The 22,650-nt window shown below is 71.4% G+C and carries 17 protein-coding genes; 8 read left to right on the top strand and 9 right to left on the bottom strand.

Going from position 1 to position 22,650, the window contains the following annotated elements; genetic code table 11:
- Positions 1-2: 2 nt before the first annotated feature.
- From OG521_03125 to OG521_03110, 4 genes are read right to left on the bottom strand one after another with little or no spacing between them, the layout of a single operon-like run.
- Positions 3-1,001, bottom strand: a complete 999-nt coding sequence (locus OG521_03125) for an amidohydrolase (GenBank protein ID WUW19827.1) — start codon at positions 999-1,001, stop codon at positions 3-5.
- Positions 998-2,128, bottom strand: coding sequence for an FAD-dependent oxidoreductase (locus tag OG521_03120; protein ID WUW19826.1), 1,131 nt, complete (start codon positions 2,126-2,128; stop codon positions 998-1,000). The genes OG521_03125 and OG521_03120 overlap by 4 nt, the downstream gene beginning before the upstream one ends.
- A gap of 24 nt (positions 2,129-2,152) precedes the next feature.
- Positions 2,153-3,115: a cyclase family protein gene (locus OG521_03115; protein WUW19825.1), complete on the bottom strand. Its 963-nt coding sequence runs from the start codon at positions 3,113-3,115 to the stop codon at positions 2,153-2,155.
- Positions 3,112-4,113 (bottom strand): fumarylacetoacetate hydrolase family protein, encoded by a 1,002-nt coding sequence (locus tag OG521_03110; GenBank protein ID WUW19824.1) that lies wholly within the window; start codon positions 4,111-4,113, stop codon positions 3,112-3,114. The genes OG521_03115 and OG521_03110 overlap by 4 nt, the downstream gene beginning before the upstream one ends.
- Before the next feature lie 126 nt (positions 4,114-4,239).
- Between OG521_03110 and OG521_03105 the strand changes: the two genes are divergently transcribed.
- Both OG521_03105 and OG521_03100 read left to right on the top strand, forming a co-directional pair.
- Positions 4,240-5,169 carry a LysR family transcriptional regulator gene (locus OG521_03105; GenBank protein ID WUW19823.1) on the top strand — a complete coding sequence of 310 codons (930 nt, stop codon included), beginning with the start codon at positions 4,240-4,242 and terminating at the stop codon, positions 5,167-5,169.
- 176 nt (positions 5,170-5,345) lie between these two features.
- On the top strand, positions 5,346-7,169 hold the full coding sequence (locus OG521_03100) for an MBL fold metallo-hydrolase (protein WUW19822.1): 1,824 nt from the start codon (positions 5,346-5,348) through the stop codon (positions 7,167-7,169).
- 35 nt (positions 7,170-7,204) lie between these two features.
- Here the strand turns inward: OG521_03100 and OG521_03095 are convergent, their stop codons facing one another.
- Complete coding sequence (locus OG521_03095) at positions 7,205-8,893, bottom strand: acyl--CoA ligase (protein WUW19821.1); 1,689 nt, start codon at positions 8,891-8,893, stop codon at positions 7,205-7,207.
- Between the two features lie 150 nt (positions 8,894-9,043).
- Positions 9,044-9,976: a thioesterase family protein gene (locus OG521_03090; GenBank protein WUW19820.1), complete on the bottom strand. Its 933-nt coding sequence runs from the start codon at positions 9,974-9,976 to the stop codon at positions 9,044-9,046.
- Between the two features lie 212 nt (positions 9,977-10,188).
- Here OG521_03090 and OG521_03085 point away from each other — a divergent pair, with 212 nt between their 5' ends.
- On the top strand, positions 10,189-10,944 hold the full coding sequence (locus tag OG521_03085; GenBank protein ID WUW19819.1) for a 3-hydroxyacyl-CoA dehydrogenase: 756 nt from the start codon (positions 10,189-10,191) through the stop codon (positions 10,942-10,944).
- Between the two features lie 59 nt (positions 10,945-11,003).
- Here OG521_03085 and OG521_03080 read toward each other — a convergent pair whose 3' ends face one another.
- Entirely contained in the window at positions 11,004-12,188 is a 1,185-nt protein-coding gene (locus OG521_03080; protein ID WUW19818.1) for a CoA transferase, read from the bottom strand.
- A 369-nt stretch (positions 12,189-12,557) separates the two neighbouring features.
- Here OG521_03080 and OG521_03075 point away from each other — a divergent pair, with 369 nt between their 5' ends.
- The 5 genes from OG521_03075 (at position 12,558) to OG521_03055 (ending at position 19,650) form a co-directional block, all read left to right on the top strand.
- Positions 12,558-13,169: a TetR/AcrR family transcriptional regulator gene (locus tag OG521_03075; protein ID WUW19817.1), complete on the top strand. Its 612-nt coding sequence runs from the start codon at positions 12,558-12,560 to the stop codon at positions 13,167-13,169.
- A gap of 239 nt (positions 13,170-13,408) precedes the next feature.
- Positions 13,409-14,860: an aldehyde dehydrogenase gene (locus OG521_03070; GenBank protein WUW19816.1), complete on the top strand. Its 1,452-nt coding sequence runs from the start codon at positions 13,409-13,411 to the stop codon at positions 14,858-14,860.
- A 121-nt stretch (positions 14,861-14,981) separates the two neighbouring features.
- Positions 14,982-15,620 (top strand): TetR/AcrR family transcriptional regulator, encoded by a 639-nt coding sequence (locus tag OG521_03065; protein WUW19815.1) that lies wholly within the window; start codon positions 14,982-14,984, stop codon positions 15,618-15,620.
- Positions 15,621-16,036: 416 nt separating this feature from the next.
- Entirely contained in the window at positions 16,037-16,861 is an 825-nt protein-coding gene (locus OG521_03060) for an FAD binding domain-containing protein (GenBank protein WUW19814.1), read from the top strand.
- Positions 16,858-19,650 (top strand): molybdopterin-dependent oxidoreductase, encoded by a 2,793-nt coding sequence (locus tag OG521_03055; GenBank protein ID WUW19813.1) that lies wholly within the window; start codon positions 16,858-16,860, stop codon positions 19,648-19,650. The genes OG521_03060 and OG521_03055 overlap by 4 nt, the downstream gene beginning before the upstream one ends.
- Here the strand turns inward: OG521_03055 and OG521_03050 are convergent.
- The gene (locus OG521_03050; protein WUW19812.1) at positions 19,583-20,776 is read right to left on the bottom strand and encodes an MFS transporter; all 1,194 of its coding nucleotides are present in this window, start codon (positions 20,774-20,776) and stop codon (positions 19,583-19,585) included. The two genes, OG521_03055 and OG521_03050, sit on opposite strands and share 68 nt — an antisense overlap.
- Before the next feature lie 510 nt (positions 20,777-21,286).
- Positions 21,287-22,363 (bottom strand): NlpC/P60 family protein, encoded by a 1,077-nt coding sequence (locus tag OG521_03045; GenBank protein WUW19811.1) that lies wholly within the window; start codon positions 22,361-22,363, stop codon positions 21,287-21,289.
- Between the last annotated feature and the right edge of the window lie 287 nt (positions 22,364-22,650).

The raw sequence follows: 22,650 nt of genomic DNA, 5'->3' as shown, positions 1-22,650 counted from the left end.
GGTCAGTCCTTCCGGAGGAGGGCGGCGGCGTTGCCGCCCCGGACGGCGTGGAAATCGGAATCGGTGAGCCGTGCGGCGCGCAGTGCGCCGACCGGGTCCTCGCTGCCCATGTCGAAGGGGAAGTCCGAGCCGAGGAGCACCCGGCCGGCCCCGGCGACGCGGACCAGTTCGCGCAGGACGTGCGGGTCGTGGACGAGCGAGTCGAAGTACAGCTGCTTGAGATAGCTGCTGGGCAGGCGGGCGCAGCCGGCCCCGGCGTCGGGGCGGGTGGACCAGGCGTGGTCGGAGCGTCCGGTGTGGGTGGGCAGATAGCCGCCGCCGTGCGCGGCGATCACCTTCAGTCCCGGGTGGCGGTCGAGCACCCCCGAGAAGATGAGGTGGGAGAGCGCGACCGCGTTCTCCGTGGGCTGGCCGACGGTGTTGGACAGGTACCACCGGTCCAGGCGCTCGTCGAGCGTGCACCCGAAGGGGTGCAGGAACACCACCGCGCCGCTCTCCTCCGCCCGTGCCCACAAGGGTTCGTACGCCGGATCGGACAGCTCGCGCCCCGGTGCGTGACTGGAGATCTCGATCCCGAGGAGCCCGCGTCCCAGGGCGTCGTCGAGGGCTTCGACGGCCAGGTGCGGGTGCTGGAGCGGTACGAGTCCCAGGCCGCGCAGCCGGTCCGGGGCTGCCGCGCAGTGTGCCGCGGTTGCCTCGTTGGCCAGCCGGCAGACCTTCCCGGCCGTCTCCTCGTCCGCCCAGTAGTGGTAGTGCGACGGGGACGGGCTGACCAGCTGCACGTCGACGCCCTGACGGTCCATCGCCGCAAGGCGCACGGCGGCGTCCGTCAGTGCCGGGATCCGTTCACGCACCATGGGACCGCTCACGGCGAGCGCCTGGGCGCCGTTGCGCCGGGCGTCGAGTTCCCTGGCTCCGGACAGGCCGGGCAGACCGGCCACCAGCGCCTCGACCTCCGGGAGGAGGACGTGCGCGTGCACATCGACGGTGGGCGCGGTCACGGCAGCTCCCGGAGCATCATCATGGTGCGGCCCATCAGGCCGGGTACGTCCGCGTCGCGTACTCCGTCGAGCTGCCACTGCCCGATCCGCACGGACGCCTCGACCACCGGGCGGACCCGGGTGATCCGTCGCTCGTAGTACGTCCGGAACAGCGCGTCGTCCCACGTCTTGGACCCGGTCAGCAACTGTGCGAGGACCCACGCGTCCTCCAGCGACAGGGCGGCACCCTGGGCGAGCGTGGGCGGGCAGCAGTGCGCCGCGTCACCGATCAGCACGACGCGCCCGCGATGCCAGGACCCCTCCACCAGCATCCGGTCGAACCAGGTGTAGTTGACCTCGGCCGGGTCGGTGATGTGCTCGGTGATCTCCGGCCAGAAGCCGCCGTAGGCGGAGGCCAGCCGGCGCATCTCGTCGGCGTACGACTCCGGCGGGATCGAGGCACGGTCGCGGTTGGCCTCGACGACGTAGGCGTACAGGGTGCTGTCGCCGGTGGGGCAGTAGCCGGCGATGTAGGCCGGACCGCCGTAGGCGAGGTCCGTACGGGACACTCCGGCCGGGCGCGGGGCGGCGATCCGCCAGATGGCCATGCCGGTCGGTTCGGGCCTTGCCGTGATGCCGATGGACGCACGGGTGGCGGAGCCGAGACCGTCGGCGGCGATCACCAGGCCGTAGCGGCCCTCCGAGCCGTCACTGAAGCGGACGCGGACACCGTCTGCGTCCTGGTCCAGGATCTCGGCGGTGATGCCCAGCCGGACGGAGGCGCCACTGGCGCGCACGGCGTCGATCAGGATGCGCTGGAGCCGCGGCCGCTGCATGCCGACGGTGGCGGGGAGGTCGTCGCCGCCGCTGCGGATGTCGTCCTGCACGTGCAGCACGGTTCCGTCGGGGGTGGTGATGCCGACCGAGCCGAAGCAGTGGCCGGACGCCTTCACCTGCTCCCACACACCCAGTTCGCGCAGCACCCGCAGGGCGTTGCCCTGCAGCGTGATGCCGGAGCCGGCGGTGGCGTTCCAGTCGTCCTTGGCCTCGATCAGGTCCACGTCGATTCCGGCACGCCGCAAGAGGAGCGTCACGGCGTTTCCGGCCGCGCCGCCACCGATCACCAGGACCGTTGGGGCTTCAATCATGGTGGAACTCCCTTGTTCCTGTGTCTACTTGACGGCGATCGGGTTGACGGGGGAGCCGACCGCGCCGGTGATGGGGAGGGGCGCGGCGGTGAGCAGGAACTCGTACGCGCCGTCGGCCGCGCAGTCCTCGGCGAGTGCCTCCAGGTCCCACATCTCACCTATCAGAAGGCCGATGTTGGGGATGGCGACCTGGTGCAGCGGCTGGAACGCGACGTCGAACTCGTTGGGCCGGACCTCGAAACCCCAGGTATCGGTGGCGATCGCGGCGATCTCGGTGCCGTGCAGCCAGCCCGCCGTAGTGAAGGACAGGCCGGGAGCCGGGCCGCCTGCGTAGTCGCCCCAGCCGTCGCGGCGGGCGCGGGCGAGCTGTCCGGTACGAATCAGCACGATGTCGCCGCGGCCGACAGCCACACCCTGCGCCTCCGCGGTTCCTGTCAGATGTTCCCCGGTGATGGCGAAGCCGTCGGGGAGTTCACCGTCCTCACCGGTCGTGCGGCCGACATCCAGGAGCACGCCGCGTCCGGCCACGTGCGGGGCCATGTGCTCGATGCCGGTGACCAGGTCACCTTCGGAGGTGACGGTCCTCGCCGCGTCCCGGCCGTTCCACGCCTTGCCGTGGTCGAAGATATGGCCGAGCCCGTCCCATTGGGTCGAGCACTGCAACGGCATCGCTATGACGTCGTCGGCACCGCCGAGACCGTGCGGGAAGCCCTGCAGCCCGAGGGCCGCGTCGGTGCCGGTGTCGAGCATGGTGTGCACCGGATTCGTGCGCCGCCGCCAGCCCTTCTGCGGGCCGTGCATGTCGAAGCTCTGGGCGAGAGAGAAGCTGACGCCCCGGCGGACGAGCGTGGCCGCTTCGCGCCGCTTCGCCTCGTCCAGGAAGTTGAGCGTGCCGAGCACGTCGTCGTCGCCCCAGCGGCCCCAGTTGGAGTACGCGCGGGCGGCTCGCGCGATCGACCCTTCGGGGTCGTGGCGGTCGGGAGTCACGACGACACCTCGGTGACACAGCGGGTGCGCTGAACACCGAGACCCGTCACGGAACCGTCCATGACGTCGCCGTCGCGCAGCAGCCGGCCCCAGTGCATGCCGTTGCCGGCCGGGGAGCCTGTCAGGACCAGGTCCCCGGGCAGCAGTTGGGCCGTCTGCGAGGCGTAGGACACCACGCGCGCCACGTCGAAGATCATGTCCTTGGTCGACTCGTCCTGCATGGTCTCGCCGTTCAGCTTCAGCACGAGACGCAGGTCGCCGGGGTCCGCGATCGACGCGGTGGGCACGATCCAGGGGCCGAGCGGGGTGAAACCCGGCGCGTTCTTGCTGCGCAGCCAGTCCGTCCCGATCTGCGGCATGTCACGGCGGAAGACCGTGGCCCGGTCGGTCAGGTCGTTGGCGATGGTGTAGCCGGCGATGTGGTCGAGGGCCTCTTCCGCGGACACCCGGTGGGCCGGCCGGCCGATGACCGCGACGAGCTCCAGCTCCCAGTCGGGCTTCTCGGCCCAGGCTGGAAGCACGACGTCGTCGTACGGACCGGTGATCGCACTCGGCAGACCGGTGAAGACGTAGGGCAGGTCCTCGGCCGCCCGACGGTCCATGATCTCCGCGGCCTCGGCGCGCCGCTCCTCCTCGGAGCGCTCGTCGGCCGGGTCCCGGTGCGCGACATGCAGATCGATGACGTGCTGCCGGTAGTTGGCGCCGGACTGGAACACCTGGCGCGGCTCGACCGGAGCATGCACCCGGAAATCCGCCAGCGGCATGCGCTCCGGCCCGCTGTCTTCGGCCAGGGCCGCCACGCGCGCCGCGGCCGTGTCCCAGATCTCCAGGAGGCCGCGGATGGACAGGCCGTCGTCGCCGAAGACCGCCCGCAGGTCGAGCACCTGGGCGTCCGCCGTGACGAGTGCGGGGAAGGGCGGTCCGTCCGGTGCCGAGAGCGTGGCCAGCGCGAACGGGCCTGAGAAGAGCGCGGACGCGGATGCAGAATTCACGAACATGTCCTCCTGGTTGCGATGCGACTAATCTGGACCCGGCACCCGCAATCAGGGAAATCGATTCCGTGGATGGCCTTCATCCATCGCATCTATTCCTTGCGGTCAGCGCCTTACAGCAAGGGAAGTCCCGTGAATCTGGCCCGCCTCGACCTGAACCTCGTCGTCGCCCTGCGCGCCCTGCTGGAGGAACGCAACGTCACCAGGGCCGGGCAGCGCGTCGGTCTCAGCCAGCCCGCGATGAGCGCTTCGCTGGCCCGGCTGCGCCGCCACTTCGACGACGAACTCCTTGCCCGTGTCGGCGGCCACTACGAACTGACCGCTCTCGGGCAGGTCCTCCTGCAACGGACTTCCGCCGCCTACGAAGTGGTGGAACGCCTTTTCGCGAGCCAGGCCGAATTCGATCCGGGCAGCGAGAAGCGCGAGTTCAAGCTGGTCGCATCCGACTACGCGGTCGCCGTGTTCGGTGCGGAGCTCGCCCGGGTGGTCCACGAGGAGGCGCCCGGAATCCGGCTGCGCTTCGTCCAGACCCCGCCCACCGTGGTCGACGACACGGCCACGCTGCTGAGCACCACCGACGGACTGCTCATGCCGCACGGCGTGATCAGCGGCTTCCCCTCCACCGACCTCTACGACGACACATGGGTCTTCCTCGTCGCGGACGGCCATCCGAGCGTCGACGACCGGCTCACCCGGGACGATCTGGGCCGGCTGCCGTGGGTCACCTACCAGAGGACCTACGACGCCCCGGCCGTGCGCCAGCTCGGCATGCTCGGCATCGAGCCGCGCGTGGAAGTGTCCGTCGACAGTTTCCAGCTGCTGCCGCTGATGGTGGCGGGCACCCGGCGCATCGCCCTGATCCAGGCACGTCTCGCCCGGCTCCTCGCACCGCTCGCCGCCGTGCGCGTCGTGGAGCCCCCTTACGAGGCGGTGCCGCTGCGCGAGGCGATGTGGTGGCATCCGGTGCACACACACGACGCGGCGCACATCTGGCTGCGTGAAACGACGGCCCGCGTGGGCAGGCGCATGGCTGAAACGTACGAGGCACCGGCCGCTGACTGACACGCGGTGAAGCGGTCGCTGCCGCGGCCCCGAAGCCGCCGGCAGCGAACGGCCGGGACCCGCGACCGGCCAGGCGTGTGCGTCACCCGGACGGGCTACTCGTCCGAGCGGCGGCACCGGCTGTGTAGGTGAATGAGGCGCAGTACGTGATTCTGGCGACGAGCCCGGGAGACCGCATGCGTGTCACTGACCTGCCCTTCGAGGACACCACGGCCGCGACGAACGCCGATCGCGGGTTCATCGCGGCGCTGCCCGACCCGGTGGTGAAGGACGAGTCGGGCAAGGTGGTGTTCGACACGGCGGCGTACGCCTTCATGGATGCCGAGTGTCCGGACACCGCCAACCCCAGTCTGTGGCGTCAGGGTGGTCTGTGTGCGCGCAGCGGCCTGTACGAGGTGACCGAGGGCATCTACCAGATCCGCGGTGTGGACCTGTCGAACATGACGCTGGTCGAGGGCGACAGCGGTGTCGTCGTGGTCGACCCGCTGATGTCCGTGGAGACCGCCGCGGCCGGTCTGGCGCTGTACCGCGCCCACCGCGGCGAGCGCGCGGTGAAGGCGATGATCTACACCCACTCCCACGGCGACCACTTCGGCGGTTCCCGCGCCATCGTCCCCCACGGCGTCACGGACATCCCCGTCATCGCGCCGTCCGGGTTCATGGAGCACGCCGTCTCGGAGAACGTGTACGCGGGCAACGCCATGAGCCGCCGCGGGGTGTACATGTACGGCATGGGGCTGCCCAAGAGCCCCGAGGGGCAGATCGGCTGCGGTCTGGGCAGCGCCACCGCGCTCGGGACGATCAGTCTCGTACCGCCGACCGTGGACATCGCCGAGACCGGCCAGGAACTCACCCTGGACGGGGTACGGATCGTCTTCCAGCTCACCCCGGGCACCGAGGCCCCCTCGGAGATGAACTTCCTCTTCCCCGACCACCGGGCCCTGTGCATGGCCGAGAACGCCACCCACACCCTGCACAACGTCCTCACCCTGCGCGGAGCGGTCGTCCGTGACTCCCGTATCTGGGCGCACTACCTCAACGAGGCCCTGGTGATGTTCGAGGGGCAGGCCGACGTCGTCTTCGCCTCCCACCACTGGCCCACCTGGGGCGAGCAGGAGCTCACCGCGTTCCTCAGCGCCCAGCGTGACCTCTACGCCTATCTCCACGACCAGACGCTGCGCCTGCTCAACCAGGGCCTGACCGGTCCGGAGATCGCCGAGGACTTCGCCCTGCCGCCGGCGCTGGAGAAGACCTGGGCCACGCGCGGCTACTACGGATCGGTGAGTCACAACGTCAAGGCGATCTACCAGCGGTACATGGGCTGGTTCGACGGCAACCCCGCCCACCTGTGGGAGCACCCGCCGACCGAGCTGGCCAAGCGGTTCACCGCCGACTACGGCGGGATCGACGCCCTGGTCGCCAAGGGGCGGGAGTACGCGGAGGCCGGCGATCTGCGGTTCGCGGCGACGCTCCTCAACCACGGGGTCTTCGCCGAACCCGGCCACAAGGGCGTACGCGAGGCGCTGGCCGGTGTCTACGACCGGCTCGGGCACGGTGCGGAGAACGCCACCTGGCGCAACTTCTACCTCACCGCCGCGATGGAGCTGCGCGGCTCCGTGGCCACCACCGTCGTCGACCTGGCCAACCCCGAGATGGCCATGGCGCTCTCCGTCGACCAGATCATCGACACGCTCGCCATCCGCATCGACGGCCCCCGTGCCTGGGACACCGGTCTGACCATGGACTGGCACCTCACGGACGAGAACCGCACCTGGCACCTGACGCTGTCCAACGGGGCCCTGACCTACCGGACCAGCGAAGGCGCCCCCGCCACCGGCGGCGCCGACCTCACCCTGTCGTTGACCAAGCCCCAGCTGCTCGGTGTCGTCGCCGGGCGCGGGCTCGACGGCATCACCACCCATGGCGACGCCGCCGTCTTCCAGAAGCTCGCCGGCTTCCTCGACACCGCCGACCCCGATTTCGCCATCGTCACTCCCTGACCCCGCACGCTCGGCACCGCCGGAGTGCCGGCCCGTCAGTGAAGGCCGGCACTCCGGTGCCGGCGGCGGAGCTCCGTCTTGAGGATCTTCCCCGCGGCGGACGTCGGCAGGGAGTCCACGAAGTGGATCTCCCGCACCTTCTGGTACGGCGCGACGCGGGCGGCGACGTGGTCCATGAGCTCCTCGGCGAGCACCGGACCGGAGGCCGCCGGCGGCCGGACCACGACGTACGCCACGGGAATCTCACCCGCCGATGCGGAGGGCGCCCCGATCACGCACGCCTGGTCGACGGCCGGGTGCCGGGTGAGCAGTTCCTCCAGCGCACCCGGGTACACGTTGTAGCCCTTGTAGATCAGCATGTCCTTCAGCCTGTCGACCACGAAGACATGGCCGTGCTCGTCCTGCCGGGCGATGTCCCCCGTGCGCAGCCACCCGTCGGCGTACTGCTCGGCGGTCAGCTCGGGATGGCCGAGATAGCCGGCCGTGATCTGCGGACCCCGGGCCCACAACTCACCGGTCTCTCCCGCGGGAAGGGCCTTCCCGGCGTCGGCGGGATCGCGGATCTCGATCTCCGTGTCGAAGACCGGGAGCCCGGCCGAACCGACGGGCACCTGGTCGTCCAGGTCGACCAGACCCGTGACCAGGCCCATGGTGGCCTCGGTGAGGCCGTACCCCTCCACCACCGCCGCGTTCGGGAACAGTGCCCGAAGCGCTTCGAGGGTCGTCGTGTCGATGGGAGCGGCACCCGAGTTGACCGTGCGCACCGCTGGGAAGGAGCGGCCGTCGGCGGCGGCGATGAGCGCGTGCAGCAGCGCCGGGGAGCCGGTCACGTGGGTGGCTCCGTGGTCTTCCACCAGCTTCAGGTAGCGGTGCGGATGGAAGCGGCCGGCCAGGAGCACCGTCTGACCGGCCAGCACGGCGTTGGACTGGCTGATCAGACCCATGGCGTGGAAGAGCGGCGAGATACCGACCGACACACCGTCCCCGGACGGCGCCATCGCGGCCGTCTGCGCCCCGGGCACGAGTTCGGTACGGATGCCGCCGTGCTCGTCCACCGCGGGCAGCGCACCGGTGCGCCAGCAGGTGAACTGGAGGACGTTGTGGACGACGTGCCGGTGCAGCACCATGACCGCCTTCGACCGTCCCGTGGTCCCGCCGGTGAACGACAGATGGGCGATCGACTCCGGATCGGCCCGCGGCCCCTCGACGGGCTCGGCCGCCAGCAGGTCGTCGAGCGGAACGGTCCCGGGTGACGCCGAGCCGTCCGGGGCGGGGGCGATGTCCGTACCCGGAACCACGACCACCGGACGGAGTCGCTCGGTTCCGGCGGCAAGGAGCGCCTCGGCCGTCGCCGGGTGGGTGATCGCCGCCACGGCGGAGACCTCGTCGAGCTGCTCGCGCAGTGTGGCGGGCGGCAGAGTCGGGTTCATGGGTGCGGCCGTGGCGCCGGCCAGCAGGATTCCGTAGTAAGTGACGCTGAACCAGAGTGAGTTCGGCTGATGCAGTGCAACCACGTCACCCGGTCGGATGCCCCGCTCACGCAGGCCCTGCGCGCAGCGCAGAGCCCGGTCGTACAGCTCGGCGTAGGTCAGGGCGGCCGAGCCGTCGAGCAGAGCCGTACGGTCCGGATGGCGGCGGGCGGCCCCCGCCAGGATGTCGCCGACGCAGACCCCCGGCGGATAGTCGAGCGTGTCGGGCATGCCCTTGGGGCGGCGAGGGTTCATGGGGGCTCCCTTGCTCGGGTGCGGCACGACGGACCGGGGACACCACCTGGCCGAACATTCGTTAAAGTACGAGTGCTCCCCCTGGTTGTCCAGGGTTCCGGGAGGTGCGGGTCCGGCCGTACGTGATGCCCCCGCCCGCCGGGCCCGGGGTCACCGCTGGGCCGGGCGGATCCGGATCAGCGCCTCCTGCTGCACGGTCGCCACCAAATCGCCCTCGGCGGACCAGATCTCGCCCCGCGACAGGACCCGTCCGTCGGAGATGGCCGTGCTGTGCTGTGCGTACAGCAGCCAGGCGTCGGCCCGGCACGGCCGGTGGAACCACATCGCGTGGTCGAGCGAGGCCAGCATCACCCCGGACGGCCGGGACCGGCGCGAGCCCAGCGGTTCCCACGGCAGTGCGGCGGTGGGGGAGAGGGTGAGGTCGGAGAGGTACGCGAGGGCGGCCGCGTGCAGCAGCGGATCGTCGGACATCGGGTGGGCCGCCCGCAGCCAGGTGCGCCTGCGGGCCAGCCCCGTCGACACGGCGGTGCGCTCCTGCTCGTCGGCGGGCACCGTGCGCAGGCTGACGACGCGCGGGATCACGGCCGCGGCATGGCTCTCCGGGTGCTCCTCGGCCCACAGCGCGTACGGGTCCTCGCACTCATCGGGTCCCGGCGCCCCGGGCATCCGCGCCTGCCGGCCGGGCGTGGTCTCGGGCCTCTTGAACGAAGCGGTCAGATGGAGTACTTCCGTACCCTGCCGGGCGTCGACCTGCCGCGCGGCGTACGAACTGCCGTCACGCAGGGCGCGTACCCGGTACGTCACCTCCCGCTCCGGGTTCACCGCGCGCAGGAAGTAGGCGTGCAGGGAGTGGAGTTGCCGGTCGGGTCCGACGTCCAGGCCGCCCGCGCGCAGGGCCTGGGCGAGGGTGACGCCGCCGAAGGCGCGGGGCGGACGGCCCGCGTGCGGACGGCCGCGCAACGCACCGTCCCCGGCGTCGGTCAGCTCCAGCACCTGTTCGAAGCCCAGCGGCGGTGGTGTCCGCCGGGATGTCTCCGCTCCGTGCTCCTCGGTGTCCGGGCGGTCGCTGTAAAGAGCGCTCATGCTGCTGAATGGTGCCAGGGTGAGGCGTCGCTCCACCTGTGACGGTGCTCACTCGGCGACGGGTGCCGTGGGGCGCGCGCGTGGACGTGGGGGTGGATCCCGAGGCTGGCTTAACGGGCGTTCGACTGAGAGGCTGAGGTCTCCGGCCCGGAGGAGGCTGCTCGGTCCCTTCCCGCTCCCCTCCCTCCTCGCACTCGCACGAAAGGCATCCCATGCTGATCAACGGTTCGTCAGCCGTCGTCACCGGTGGCGCCTCCGGCCTCGGCCTCGCCACCGCGAAGCGGCTGCTCGCGGCCGGTGGCAAGGTCGTCCTGCTCGACCTGCCCGGCTCCGACGGCGAGGCCGTGGCCGAGGAGATCGGCGCCGCCTTCGTCCCCGGCGACGTCACCAGTGAGACGGACGCCGCCGCGGCCGTGGCGGCCGCGGCCGCCCTCGCCCCTCTGCGTATCGCGGTCAACTGCGCCGGGATCGGCGGTGCGCGCCGGACCGTGAACAAGGACGGCGCCTACCCGCTGGACCGGTTCGCCAGGATCGTCACGGTCAATCTGATCGGCACCTTCAACGTGCTGCGCCTGGCCGCCGAGGAGATCGCCAGGAACGAACCGGTCGACGGCGAGCGCGGCGTGATCATCAACACCGCCTCCGTCGCCGCGTACGAGGGACAGATCGGCCAGGCCGCCTACTCCGCCTCCAAGGGCGGCATCGTCGGCATGACCCTGCCCGTCGCGCGCGACCTGGCGGCACTGAACATCCGCGTCATGACCATCGCCCCCGGCCTGTTCGACACCCCGCTGCTGGGCGGCGCCCCGCAGGAGGTCAAGGACGCCCTCGGCGCCCAGATCCCGCACCCCTCGCGCCTCGGCGAGCCCGCCGAGTACGCCTTCCTCGCCGAACACATCGTCAGCAACCCCATGCTCAACGGCGAGGTCATCCGCCTGGACGGCGCCATCCGCATGGCGCCGAAGTAGCCGGGACCCGAAGCGCCTCCCCCTTCCTCACCGGCCGTCGGCGACGCTCCTGTCCCGGGTCAGACCGCGCCGTCGGCGCGCAGCGCGGAGATGGCGGTCTCGTCGTAGCCGAGGCCGTGCAGTACCGAGTCGGTGTGCTCGCCGACCGCGGGCACCGGGTCCATGCGGGGGGTGAGGCCGCGCGGCGTGGCCGGGGGCAGCAGCGCCCTGACCGTGCCGCCCGGTGTGGCGACGTCCCGCCAGCGGTCGCGCCCGGCGAGGACGGGATGCTCCAGGAACGCGTCGACCGTACGGAGCCGGGCGTTGGCCACGTTCGCCTCGTCGAGGAGCCTCACCGCGTCCTCGGCCGCCAGCTCGGCGAAGCGCGCGGCGACGATCGCGTGCAGCTCGTCGCGGCGCGCCACCCGGGCGGAGTTGCGGAAGAAGCGCGGGTCGGTGGCGAGATCCGCGGCGCCGAGGAAGACCGCGCAGAACGACGCCCACTCGCGCTCGTTCTGGATCGCCAGCAGCACGGTCGGGCCGTCCTGCGTCTCGTACGGGCCGTACGGCGCGATCGTCGCGTGCTGCGCACCCGTGCGCGGGGGCTGGGTGCCGGAGTAGGCGGTGTAGTACATCGGGGAGCCCATCCACTCGGACAGCGCCTCGAAGAGCGACACCTCGACGGCGCGCGCACGGCCGGTGGCCCGGCGCTCGTACAGGGCGGCGAGGATGCCGGAGTACGCGTACATCCCGGCGGCGATGTCGGCGACGGAGATGCCGGCCTTGGCGGGCTCGGCCGGGGAGCCGGTCAGCGAGACCACGCCGGTCTCGCACTGGACGAGCAGGTCGTAGGCCTTGCGGTCCGCCCACGGCCCGTCGTTGCCGTACCCCGAGATGTCGCAGACGACGAGGGACGGATGCCGGGCCGCCAGCTCGTCGGCGCCCAGACCGAGCCTGCGCGCGGCACCCGGAGCGAGGTTCTGGACGAAGACGTCCGCGTCGGCCAGCAGGCGGCCGAGCACCTCGCGGCCGCCCGGCGTCTTGATGTCGAGGGTCAGGGACTCCTTCGACCGGTTCAGCCAGATGAAGTGGCTCGACTGCCCGTGCACCGACTCGTCGTAGCCGCGGGCGAAATCGCCGGGCCCCGGCCGCTCCACCTTGATGACGCGCGCACCGAGGTCGGCGAGCTGGCGGGTGGCGAACGGCGCGGCGACGGCCTGTTCGAGGCTGACGACGGTGATGCCTTCCAGCGGCAGGGCGCTCATGACTGCTCCAGAGGTGCGGGGTCGGGGAACGGCCCGGGCGATCGCGGCACCGCGCGCGTCGTGCTTCTCCGCGCACCGTACCTGGCTGAACGATCGATCAACCAGAGGAGTGTGCGTGGCGCCGGAGACCACGGGCCGCCGTCGCGGCCCCGGCCGCCGGCGATGGATTCCGGGCGGGCGGGGCGGCCGGACTGAGCGATCGTTCCGGTTGATCTCCCTGTTCAGCGGCTCGGGGCGGCCGGCAAGCGCGGATTCATGGGGCGTCGCAGGCGGCGACGTTACGATGTGACCGCCCAGGCGACTGCTGTGACTGTCCGGTCCGTTCAGTCGCTTCCGCCGGGGAAGGGCGCAGCGAGAGATCGGAGCGGTGTGTCCAGCCGACCTGCCGGCCACACGGCCATCGTCGATGCCGCGCGCGCGGAGTTCTCCGAGCAGGGGTACGGGGCGACGTCGATCCGGGACATCGCGCAGCGCGCCGGAGTGAGCCTGTCGGCGCTGTACTACTACTACAAGGGCAAGCAGGACCTGCTCGTCGCGATCCTGGAGGAGGGTGTCGAGTCCTTCTCGGCCGAGTGCGACGCCGCGCTGGCCGAGGTGGGTGACGACCCGGCCGAGCAGCTCGAGGCGATCGTCTCGGCCACCGTGCGGTTCCGTGCCGGACACCCGGACAAGAGCAACATCGTCCTCAGCGAGGGGCGCAGCCTGGAGGCCGCCCATCTGCAGCGGTACCGGGAGAGCGAGGAGCGTGGGACGCGACGGTTCCGCGACATCATCGAGCGCGGTGTCGAAGAGGGCATCTTTCTCACGCTGTACCCCGACGACGCGCGGCGCGCCGTGATCGCCATGTGCAACGCGATCGCCCAGTGGTACCGGCCCGAAGGCGCGCTGACCGTGGACGAGTTGGCCGAGCGCCATGTCTCCCTGGCGCTGACCCTGGTGGAGTACCGGCCGCGCACCGCGCGCCGCTTCGCCCGCGACTGATCCGGGTCGCCGCGCGCTGCCTGTGAAGCCCCGGTCCCGGAAGGGCCGGGGTTTTCGTCTGTCCGGAACCGTGCCGCATCGGTGCGGTGCCGGCCGGATCCGCGGGGAAAGCAAAACCATCAGAGGTGACTGTTTGAGGTAGTCATTAAACGGTCAGCGTTGTATGTTTTCTGTGGCCGGTGCGGAAGCCGACCGGAGAAACGCCCTGGAAGCGGGGCCCGGAGGACGAAGGAGGCCTCATGGCCGCGGCGATCACGGAACACCGCACGCTCTTCATCGGTGGGCACTGGACCGAGCCCTCCGGTGACGGCGTCATCGAGGTCGTCTCGCCGCACGACGGCCAGGTCGTCGGCCGCGTGCCGGCAGCCACCGCCAAGGACGTCGACGCGGCCGTGGCCGCGGCCCGCGAGGCGTTCGACCACGGTCCCTGGCCGCGGACGGCCCTCGCCGAGCGCATCGCGGTCGTCCGGCGGATCGCCGAGCTGATGACGGCCCGCGCGCAGGAGTTCAACGAGATCATCTCCCGGCAGAACGGCTCGCCGGCCGGCAGCGGCATGGCCTCCCAGGTGATGGCGGCCGTGGGACACCTCTCGATCGCTGTCGCGGCGGCAGCGGAATACCCCTTCGAGGAGCGGCGCGACGGGATGCGCTGCCCGCTGGTGATCCGCAGGGAACCGGTCGGCGTCGTCGCGGCGATCGTGCCGTGGAACGTGCCGCAGTTCACCACCGCCACCAAGCTCGGCCCCGCCCTCGTCGCCGGCTGCACCGTCGTCCTCAAGCCGTCCCCCGAAACGCCCCTCGACGCCTACCTCCTGGCCGAGGTCTGTGCCGAAGCCGGGCTTCCGGAGGGCGTGCTCAGTGTGCTGCCCGCCGACCGTGAGGTCAGCGAACACCTCGCCTCCCACCCGGACATCGACAAGGTGGCCTTCACGGGTTCCGTCGGTGCGGGCAAGCGCGTCATGGAGGTCGCGGCCCGCAACCTCACCCGCGTCACCCTCGAACTGGGCGGCAAGTCGGCCGCGATCGTCCTGCCGGACGCCGACGCCGACACCGTCGTGAAGACCGTCCTGACCGGCAGCTACGTCAACAACGGGCAGGCCTGCGTCGCGCTCACCCGCATCCTGCTGCCCCGAGCCCGCTACGACGAGCTGAGCGCCCGCATCGTCGAGGCGGTGGCCGCGCTCAAGGTCGGCGACCCGCTCGACCCCGCCACCCGGATCGGCCCCCTGGTCTCCAAGCGCCAGCAGGCCCGCAACCTCGACTACATCCGCATCGGCAAGGAGGAGGGCGCCACGCTGCTCCTCGGCGGCGGCGTCCCCGAGGGGCTGGAAGCCGGAGCGTACGTGGAGCCGACCCTGTTCGGAGACGTCACCAACGACATGCGCATCGCCCGCGAGGAGATCTTCGGCCCCGTCGTGTGCCTGCTGCCGTACGAGGACGAGGAGGAGGCCGTACGGATCGCCGACGACTCCGACTTCGGTCTCTCCGGCGCCGTCGTGACCGCGGACGTCGAGCACGGCCTCGACATAGCCCGCCGCATCCGCACCGGCAGGTACACCGTCAACGGCTTCGCCCTCGACCTCACCGCTCCCTTCGGCGGCTACAAGAACTCCGGCATCGGCCGAGAGTTCGGCGTCGCCGGTCTCTCGGCCTACCTGGAGCAGAAGACCATCGCGATGCCCGCGAGCTGAGCGGCCGGTCACCGGGGGCCTGTGCCCCGGTGACCGCCCCGCCCCGGGACGGCCGCGATATCCGCTGCCACGTCGGGCCGGCTCCCGCAGCCCGGGCGGCCCCACGACGTAGGATCACCGCATGTCCGAGCCCAGCAGCCCGCCCCGCCGCCGACGCGTGCAGCAAAGGGCTCTGGACACCCGCGAGCTGCTGCTGCGCACCGCGGTTCAGGTGCTGGTCGACCAGGGGTACGCGCAGTTCTCCACGCTCGCGGTCGGCGAGGCGGCCGGGGTCTCCCGGGGCCGCCTCGTCCATCACTTCCCGACGAGACTGTCGCTGATCGAGGCCACCCTCGACTACCTCGCCGACCGCTACGAGGCCAGAACCCCGAGGCACCGCGAGATCATCACGGACGGGCCGCCGGGGGGCCGGCTGGTGCGCGCGCTCGACGTCCTGTGGGAACTGAAGCGCACCCCCGAGTACCAGGCGTGTCTCGAACTGATGGCGGGAGCCCGGGGCGACGCCGAACTCCGGGCGATGCTGCGGGCGTTCGACCGGCGACTGGACGAGACGCTCAACGACGCCGTACGGCTCCTGGTCGGCGACGTCGTCGACCGGCCCGAGTTCGCTGCGAGCCTGCTCACCGCCATCAGTGCGATGCGCGGGCTCCTGGTCGTGGCACGGGCCGAGGGTGCGGAGCCGGAAGAGCTGAACGCACGCTGGCGGGGCGTGCGGGACCGGCTGGTCCTGGTGTTCCGGGAGTTCGACCCGGCCCACTGAGCCGGCGGGCAAGCCGTGCGCGCCCCCGAGCGGTTGTGGCCGAGGGGCGTTTCCAAGGAGGCTGAGGCCATCCCCGCTGACGCCGGCAGACCGCTCAGCCAATGCCCCGGCCGAGCAGGTGCTCATCACCCCGGACGAGGGTGAGATCGAGCCCCTCGATCCGCAGGAGATCTCCCGCCGCGCACGCGTCGGCTCCTTGTACGGCCAACGAACCCGTTTCCCTTCCTCTTGCATTCGCAAGGGTTTGGCGCGTCGAGTAGTCGTAAATGCAAGGCGTCCGATACGGAATCCCTCTTGGTTGAATCACCAGGACGCGGCCGGACGGGCTGAAGGTTTTCCGTGTTGCGCACCAGTCGTTTTCGGCCTCCCGGGCGGCTTCACTGACGGGACGGCAGCGGATGGAGACGGTGGGAGACATGGATCTGAACACGGTTCTCGACGTGCGGGACGCGCGGCGCCAGGAGCCCTGGCGGGCGGGCGACGCCTGGCTCGGCGGTGGAACGTACCTGTTCTCGGAACCCCAGCCGCATCTGCGACGGCTGGTGGATCTGAGCCGGATGGGCTGGGAGCCGATCCGTACCCGGCCCGACGGGTCGGTGGAGATCGCGGCCACGTGCACGATCGCGCAGCTGTCCCGGTTCGGGCGGTCCCTCGGCGCGGCGGCCGCCCCGCTCGTCGAGCAGTGCTGCCGGGCGTTCCTCGCCTCGTTCAAGATCTGGAACATGGCGACGGTCGGCGGGAACCTCTGCAACGCGCTGCCGGCCGGCCCGATGATCTCCCTCACCGCGGGCCTCGACGGCGAGTGCCTGCTCCGGGCGCAGGACGGTTCCGTGCGCCGTGTGAAGGCCGCGGACTTTGTCACCGGTGCGGGCCGCAAGGACCTGGCCGAGGGGGAGTTGCTGCGCTCGGTGACGATCCCCGCGCGGTCGTGGAGGTGCCGGACCGCCTTCCGGCAGGCGTCGCTCTACGGCCTCGGACGCTCCGGCGCCCTCGTGACCGGGACGCTGGATCCGGTGGACGGCTCGCTGGCCGTGACCCTCACGGCCGCCACCCGACGGCCCTTCCGCCTCTGGTTCGCGCTGCCGCCCGACCGGGCCGGACTGTGCGCGGCCATCACCTCGGCCGTGGGCGAGTCCGACTGGTTCGACGACATCCACGGGCTGCGCGCATGGCGCCGGCACATGGCCTTCCACCTCGCCGAGCAGGTACGGCGCGATCTCACCCGGGACGGTGTGCGATGAGTTTCGGCATCCAGGTCAACGATCAGCCCTTCGACTCCGAGCCCCGTCCCGGCCAGTGCCTGCGCACCTATCTGCGCGAACGCGGCTGGTTCGGGGTCAAGAAGGGCTGCGACGCCGGCGACTGCGGCGCCTGCACGGTGCATGTGGACGGCGAGCCGGTGCACAGCTGTCTCTACCCGGCCGTACGTGCCGAGGGCCGGTCGGTGACCACGGTGGAGGGGCTGGCCGGCCGGGACGGCGAACTCCACCCCGTACAGCAGAAGTTCCTGGACGCCCAGGGCTTCCAGTGCGGATTCTGCACGGCCGGGTTCCTGATGACGACGGCCGCCCTCGAACAGGAGAAGGGCACCGCCCACGACGACGGCAAGCTGGACGACCTGCCGCGGGCCTTCAAGGGCAACATCTGCCGCTGCACCGGATACCGCGCCATCGAGGACGCGGTACGCGGGGTGAAGCACACCGAACGCCCTTGCGCAGGACAGGCGGTGGGAAAGAGCCTCGGCGCCCCTGCCGGCCCCCAGGTGGTGACGGGCACCGCCCGGTACACCTTCGACATCGACGTACCCGGGCTGCTCCACATGAAGCTGCTGCGCTCCCCGCACCCGCACGCCCGCATCCTCGCCATCGACACCACCGCGGCCCTGCGGGTCCCCGGCGTCCACGCCGTCCTCACCCACGAGGACGCCCCCGCCACCCTGTACTCCAGCGCCCGCCACGAGCACCCCACCGAGGACCCCGACGACACCCGCGTCCTCGACGACACCGTCCGTTACGTCGGCCAGCGCGTCGCCGCCGTCGTCGCCGACAGCGAGCAGGCGGCCGAGGAGGGCTGCCGGCGGATCGACGTGACGTACGAGCAACTGCTGTACGTCACCGATCCCGAGGAGGCCATGCGTACCGGTGCGCCCGTCATCCACGCGGGCAAGGGGAAGGAGGCGCGGATCGCCCGCGTCGAGAACAACGTGGCCGGTGAGGTCCACGGCGAGATCGGCTGTGTGGGCGACGGCTTCGCCGAGGCGGCAGTCGTTTACGAGGAGACCTTCCGCACCCAGCGGGTCCAGCACGCCAGCCTGGAGACGCACGGCTGCGTCGCCTCCTTCGAGCCGAAGGAGGACGGCACGGGCGAGCGGCTCACCGTCCGATCCAGCACCCAGACCCCGTTCCTGACCCGGCGCGCCCTGTGCGCGCTGTACGGGCTCCCGGAGGACGAGGTCCGGGTGGTCGCGGGCCGGGTGGGCGGCGGCTTCGGCGGCAAGCAGGAGATGCTGACCGAGGACATCGTCGTCCTCGCCGCGCTCAGGCTGCACCGCCCCGTCAAGCTGGAGTACACCCGCGCCGAGCAGTTCTACGGTGCCACCACCCGCCACCCGTTCACCATCCGCATCAAGCTGGGCGCCCGCGCCGACGGCACGCTGACCGCGATCCGGATGCGGGTGGTCTCCAACACCGGGGCGTACGGCAATCACGGTCCCGCCGTCATGTTCCACAGCGTCGGCGAGTCCTTCGCCGTCTACCGGGCCCCGCACAAGAAGGTGGACGCCTACTCCGTCTACACCAACGGCGTTCCCGCGGGCGCCTTCCGGGGCTACGGACTGGGGCAGGTCACCTTCGCCGTCGAGTCCGCCATGGACGAGATGGCCCGTCGCCTGGGCATGGACCCGCTCGCCTTCCGGGAGAAGAACATCATCGGCCCCGGCGACTCCATGGCCAGTCCGATCGGTGAGGAGGAGGACCTGCACATCGCCTCGTACGGGCTGGCCCAGTGCCTGTCGATCGTCCGCGACGCCATCGCGGAGGACCGGAGCACGGAGGAGGTGCCGGAGGGATGGCTGACCGGCCAGGGCGCGGCCATGGCGATGATCGCCACCGGTCCGCCGGGCGGGCACTACGCCGACGCGACCGTCACTCTCCTCACCGACGGGACGTACGACATCGCCGTCGGCACGGCGGAGTTCGGCAACGGCACCACCACCGTCCACAAGCAGATCACCGCGGGGGCGCTGAACACCACCGTCGACCGGACGGTCATCCGCCAGTCCGACACGGACGTCGTCCGCCACGACACCGGCGCCTTCGGCTCGGCCGGTACGGTCGTGGCCGGCAAGGCGGTCCTGCTCGCCGCGGAGTCCCTGGCCGGGCGGATCACCACGTTCGCGGCCCGGCACACGGGAGTGGCCCGTCATCTGTGCACGCTCGGGGCCGACGCGGTGGACTGCGCCGGCCGGACCGTCACCCTGAAGGAACTCCACGAGGCGGCCTGCGCTGCGGGGGCGCAGGACGAGCTCACGGCGGAGGGCCACTGGGGCGGCAGCCCGCGCTCGGTCGCGTTCAACGCCCAGTGGTTCCGGATCGCGGTCGACCCGGACACGGGCGAGATGAAAATCCTCCGCAGTGTCCACGCCGCCGACGCCGGCAAGGTGATGAACCCGCTCCAGTGCCGCGGGCAGATCGAGGGCGGCGTCGCCCAGGCCCTGGGCGCCACGCTCTTCGAGACCGTACGGCTCGACGAGCGCGGCGAGGTGACCACGGCGGCCTTCCGGCGCTACCGCCTCCCGCAGTACGCGGACGTGCCGCGCACCGAGGTCCACTTCATGGAGACGACCGACGCGATCGGGCCGCTCGGCGCCAAGTCGATGAGCGAGAGCCCCTTCAACCCGGTGGCACCCGCCTTCGCCAACGCGCTGTACGACGCCACGGGCATCCGCTTCACCGAGATGCCCGTCACCCGGGACCGGGTGTGGCTGGCCATGCATCAGCGGGCGGCGGGGCCGGCCGACCGGCCCGCATGAGGGCGTGGCGGCCGGACCGGACCAGGACCGCCGTCGCGGTCAGGGCGATGAGGGGGACGGCGAAGCCCGCCCTGGCACCGCCGGGACCGTCGACGAGCCGGCCGGCCACGGCGGCGGACGCGGCGATGCCCGCGGCGCTTGCGGAGTTCGTCCAGGTGAAGGCCTGGGTCAGGACCGACCGGTCCACGACCGACTCGACGAGCATCGAGGAGACGATGATGCACGGCGCGACGCCCGCACCGGGGAGCAGCAGGGTGAGGGCGAGCTGCCAGGGGGCGCCCGCCAGCAGCGGCAGCATCGACGCGGCGGCCAGGAGCGTCAGGATCAGGGGGAGCTGGGCCGCGGGTGGTGTGCGCCGGCGGAACCGCCCGTAGACCAGGCCCGACAGCAGACTCGCCGCGCTCATCAGTCCGTACAGCACCCCGGCGGCCGCGGCGGCGTGATGGACCTCGGCGAAGGCGCTCACCGAGACCTGCATGGAGCCGAAGAAGACCCCCAGGGCCAGGTTGACCGCCAGGAGCGTGCCGAAGCTCCGGGTGAGAAGGGCGCCTCTCGTGCCTCGTGCCGTGGACGTACGGTTCCGGGCCGCCGCCGTCGGCGCAGGAGCCGTCCCCCGCAGCGCCGCGAAGACAAGTCCGGCACCGACGACGAGCGTTCCCGCCAGCACCGTGCCCGCGGCCGGGTGCAGGTACGTCGCCGTCAGCACCGCGAGGGCGGGGCCCAGAAGGAAGGCGGCGTCATTGCTGAGCGCTTCCAGTGCGAAGGCCGGGGTGAGTTCGGGGCGGCCGTGCAGCAGGGCCGACCAGCGGGCGGCGGAGAGCGCACCGAACGGCGGGACGGTCGCCCCGGCGGCGAGGGCGGCCGCCATCAGCGACACCGTGGGGGCGGCCGTCAGCACCAGCGCGACCAGGGCGGCCAGTGCCCCGGCGTGGGCGCACAGGAGGGGGACGAGGACGCGTGGCTGGCCGAACCGGTCCATGAGACGGGCCGACTGCGGACCCGCCAGGGTCTCGGCCACGGCGAACGAGCCGGTGACCAGGCCGGCCACGGCGAAGGATCCCGTCGCGGCATGGACCAGCCGGACGAGACCGAGGCCGGCCATGGCGACCCCGACCCGGGCCGGCATCGCGGCCAGGAAGAACGCCGTCGCGCCGGGTGTCCGGAGAGCCGAACGGTAGGAGACGGTTTCCGCGCGGACCGGGGCGCAGGGGCGGGACCTGTGTGCCCTGCGGCGGAGAACGGGTGCGGGACGACGAGTGCGGTGCCGCGAGGTCACGGCGAACCTTCCGCTGCGCGGTGGGGCGGTCCGGGAGGCCGGGCCCGTCGAGGGCGCCGCGCTCCCGCCGCCAGGAGTCGTCCATGGTGACGCGACCGGGGCGGAACCGAGGTCCGCACCCGTGTCCGCGTCGGCTCCGGCGCCGGCAGAAACGTTGAGTGTCGAGTGGGAAAGCAGGTGGTTCGGGACCGGGAAGCGGGCCGGTCCCGAGCAACACCCTAGCTGCGTCGGCCGGTGGACAGAAGATGGCGGGTGGAGAGGTGCCGTCCGAAAGCCCGCCGCCCCGCCGGCGACCTGTGGTCTCCGACGGGGCGGGCCGTCATCGCGGGGCGCGGGAACCCGCGGCCCGTCCGGGCGTGGTCAGATGCGGACCGCGGCCAGGAAGCTGCCGATGGTGTTCATCGACTCGTAGCGCACGTAGGCACCCGGATACGGCGCGTGCAGCACGGTGTTGCCGCCCGCGTAGAGGCCCACGTGCGAATTGCCGTTGAAGAAGACCAGGTCGCCCGGCTTCAGCTGGCTGCGCGCGATCCGGGTGCCCTGGTTGATCTGGGTGTACGTGGTGCGGGTGATCTGGACCCCGGCCTGGGCGTAGGCCCACTGCGTCAGGCCCGAGCAGTCGAACGAGTTGGGACCGGTCGCCCGGGGGACGTACGGCTTGCCGATCCGGGTCTGGGCGGCATGGAGGGCGGCCGCGCCGAGTGCGGAGGCGGGGACCTCCTTGCCCAGGTCGGGAGTCGAGGCGCTGGATCCGCCGGATCCGCCGGACCCGCTCGCGAGCCCGGCGCGGTCACCGGCGGCGCGGCTGGCGCGGAGGTCGTCCTCGCGCATCTGCGCCTGCTCGGCGGCGGTGAGGGTGTTGAGCACCTTGCGCGCCTCGGCGAGCTTGCTCTGTTCCTGCTTCTTCTTCTCGCCGAGCGTCTTGCGGACCTTCGCGAGGTCGCTCAGCTTGTCCTGCGCCTCCTTGCGCTCCTGCGCGAGGGACCGCTGCTTCTCCTGGATCTTCGACAGCGACTCGGCCTGTTTGGCGGTCAACTGGTCGAGTGCGGAGGCCTGGTCGAGGAAGCTGTCCGGGTCCGACGCGAGGAAGAGCTGCACGGAGGGGTCGATGCCTCCGGAGCGGTACTGCGCGGCGGCGAGAGAACCGAGGCCGGCGCGGAGCGAGTTGAGATCCTGCTGACCGCGGGCGACCTTGTCCTGGATCGCGTCGATCTGCTTCTGGAGCTTGTCCTGCTTCTCCTTGGCCCCGCTGTACTGCTCGGTGGCCTTCTCCGCCTCGTGGTAGAGCTTGTCGACCTTCGCCTTGACCTCGCTCTTGGTCGGCTTGGGGTCGGCGTGTGCGGCCTGGGAGGTCAGGGCCACGGCTGCGGCGGCGGTCGCGGTGAGCACGGTCACGCGGGTGCGGCTCGGCGGTTTGGGACGACGGTGGGACGCCACGAAGGCGAGCTCCTTCTTCCTCGAGCCGCCTACCGGGCTATGGGGGGAGGAGAATCCCCGGCTCCGTAGACAGCACGGAATCGGCGGTTCCTTCGCCGTCACCCCGGATGGGTGATCAATAGCGCGAAGGTTCGAGGCTCGACCCTAGTGACCATCCTGTGATCTTTCAAACCCGCACAGCAAAATTCTCCTCACGTGAGGGTCGTCATTTCTTCACATCGTACGCGCAGTAGCAACTGCCTGACGGTCCGTTCCGTGCGAACGGGGCACCGGCATCGGTGCAGGTA

The organism is Streptomyces sp. NBC_01463 (genome assembly GCA_036227345.1).
Lineage (GTDB): Bacteria > Actinomycetota > Actinomycetes > Streptomycetales > Streptomycetaceae > Streptomyces.
The sequence above is the reverse complement of the archived record's forward strand: the minus strand, read 5'-3'. Positions and strand labels throughout refer to the sequence as shown.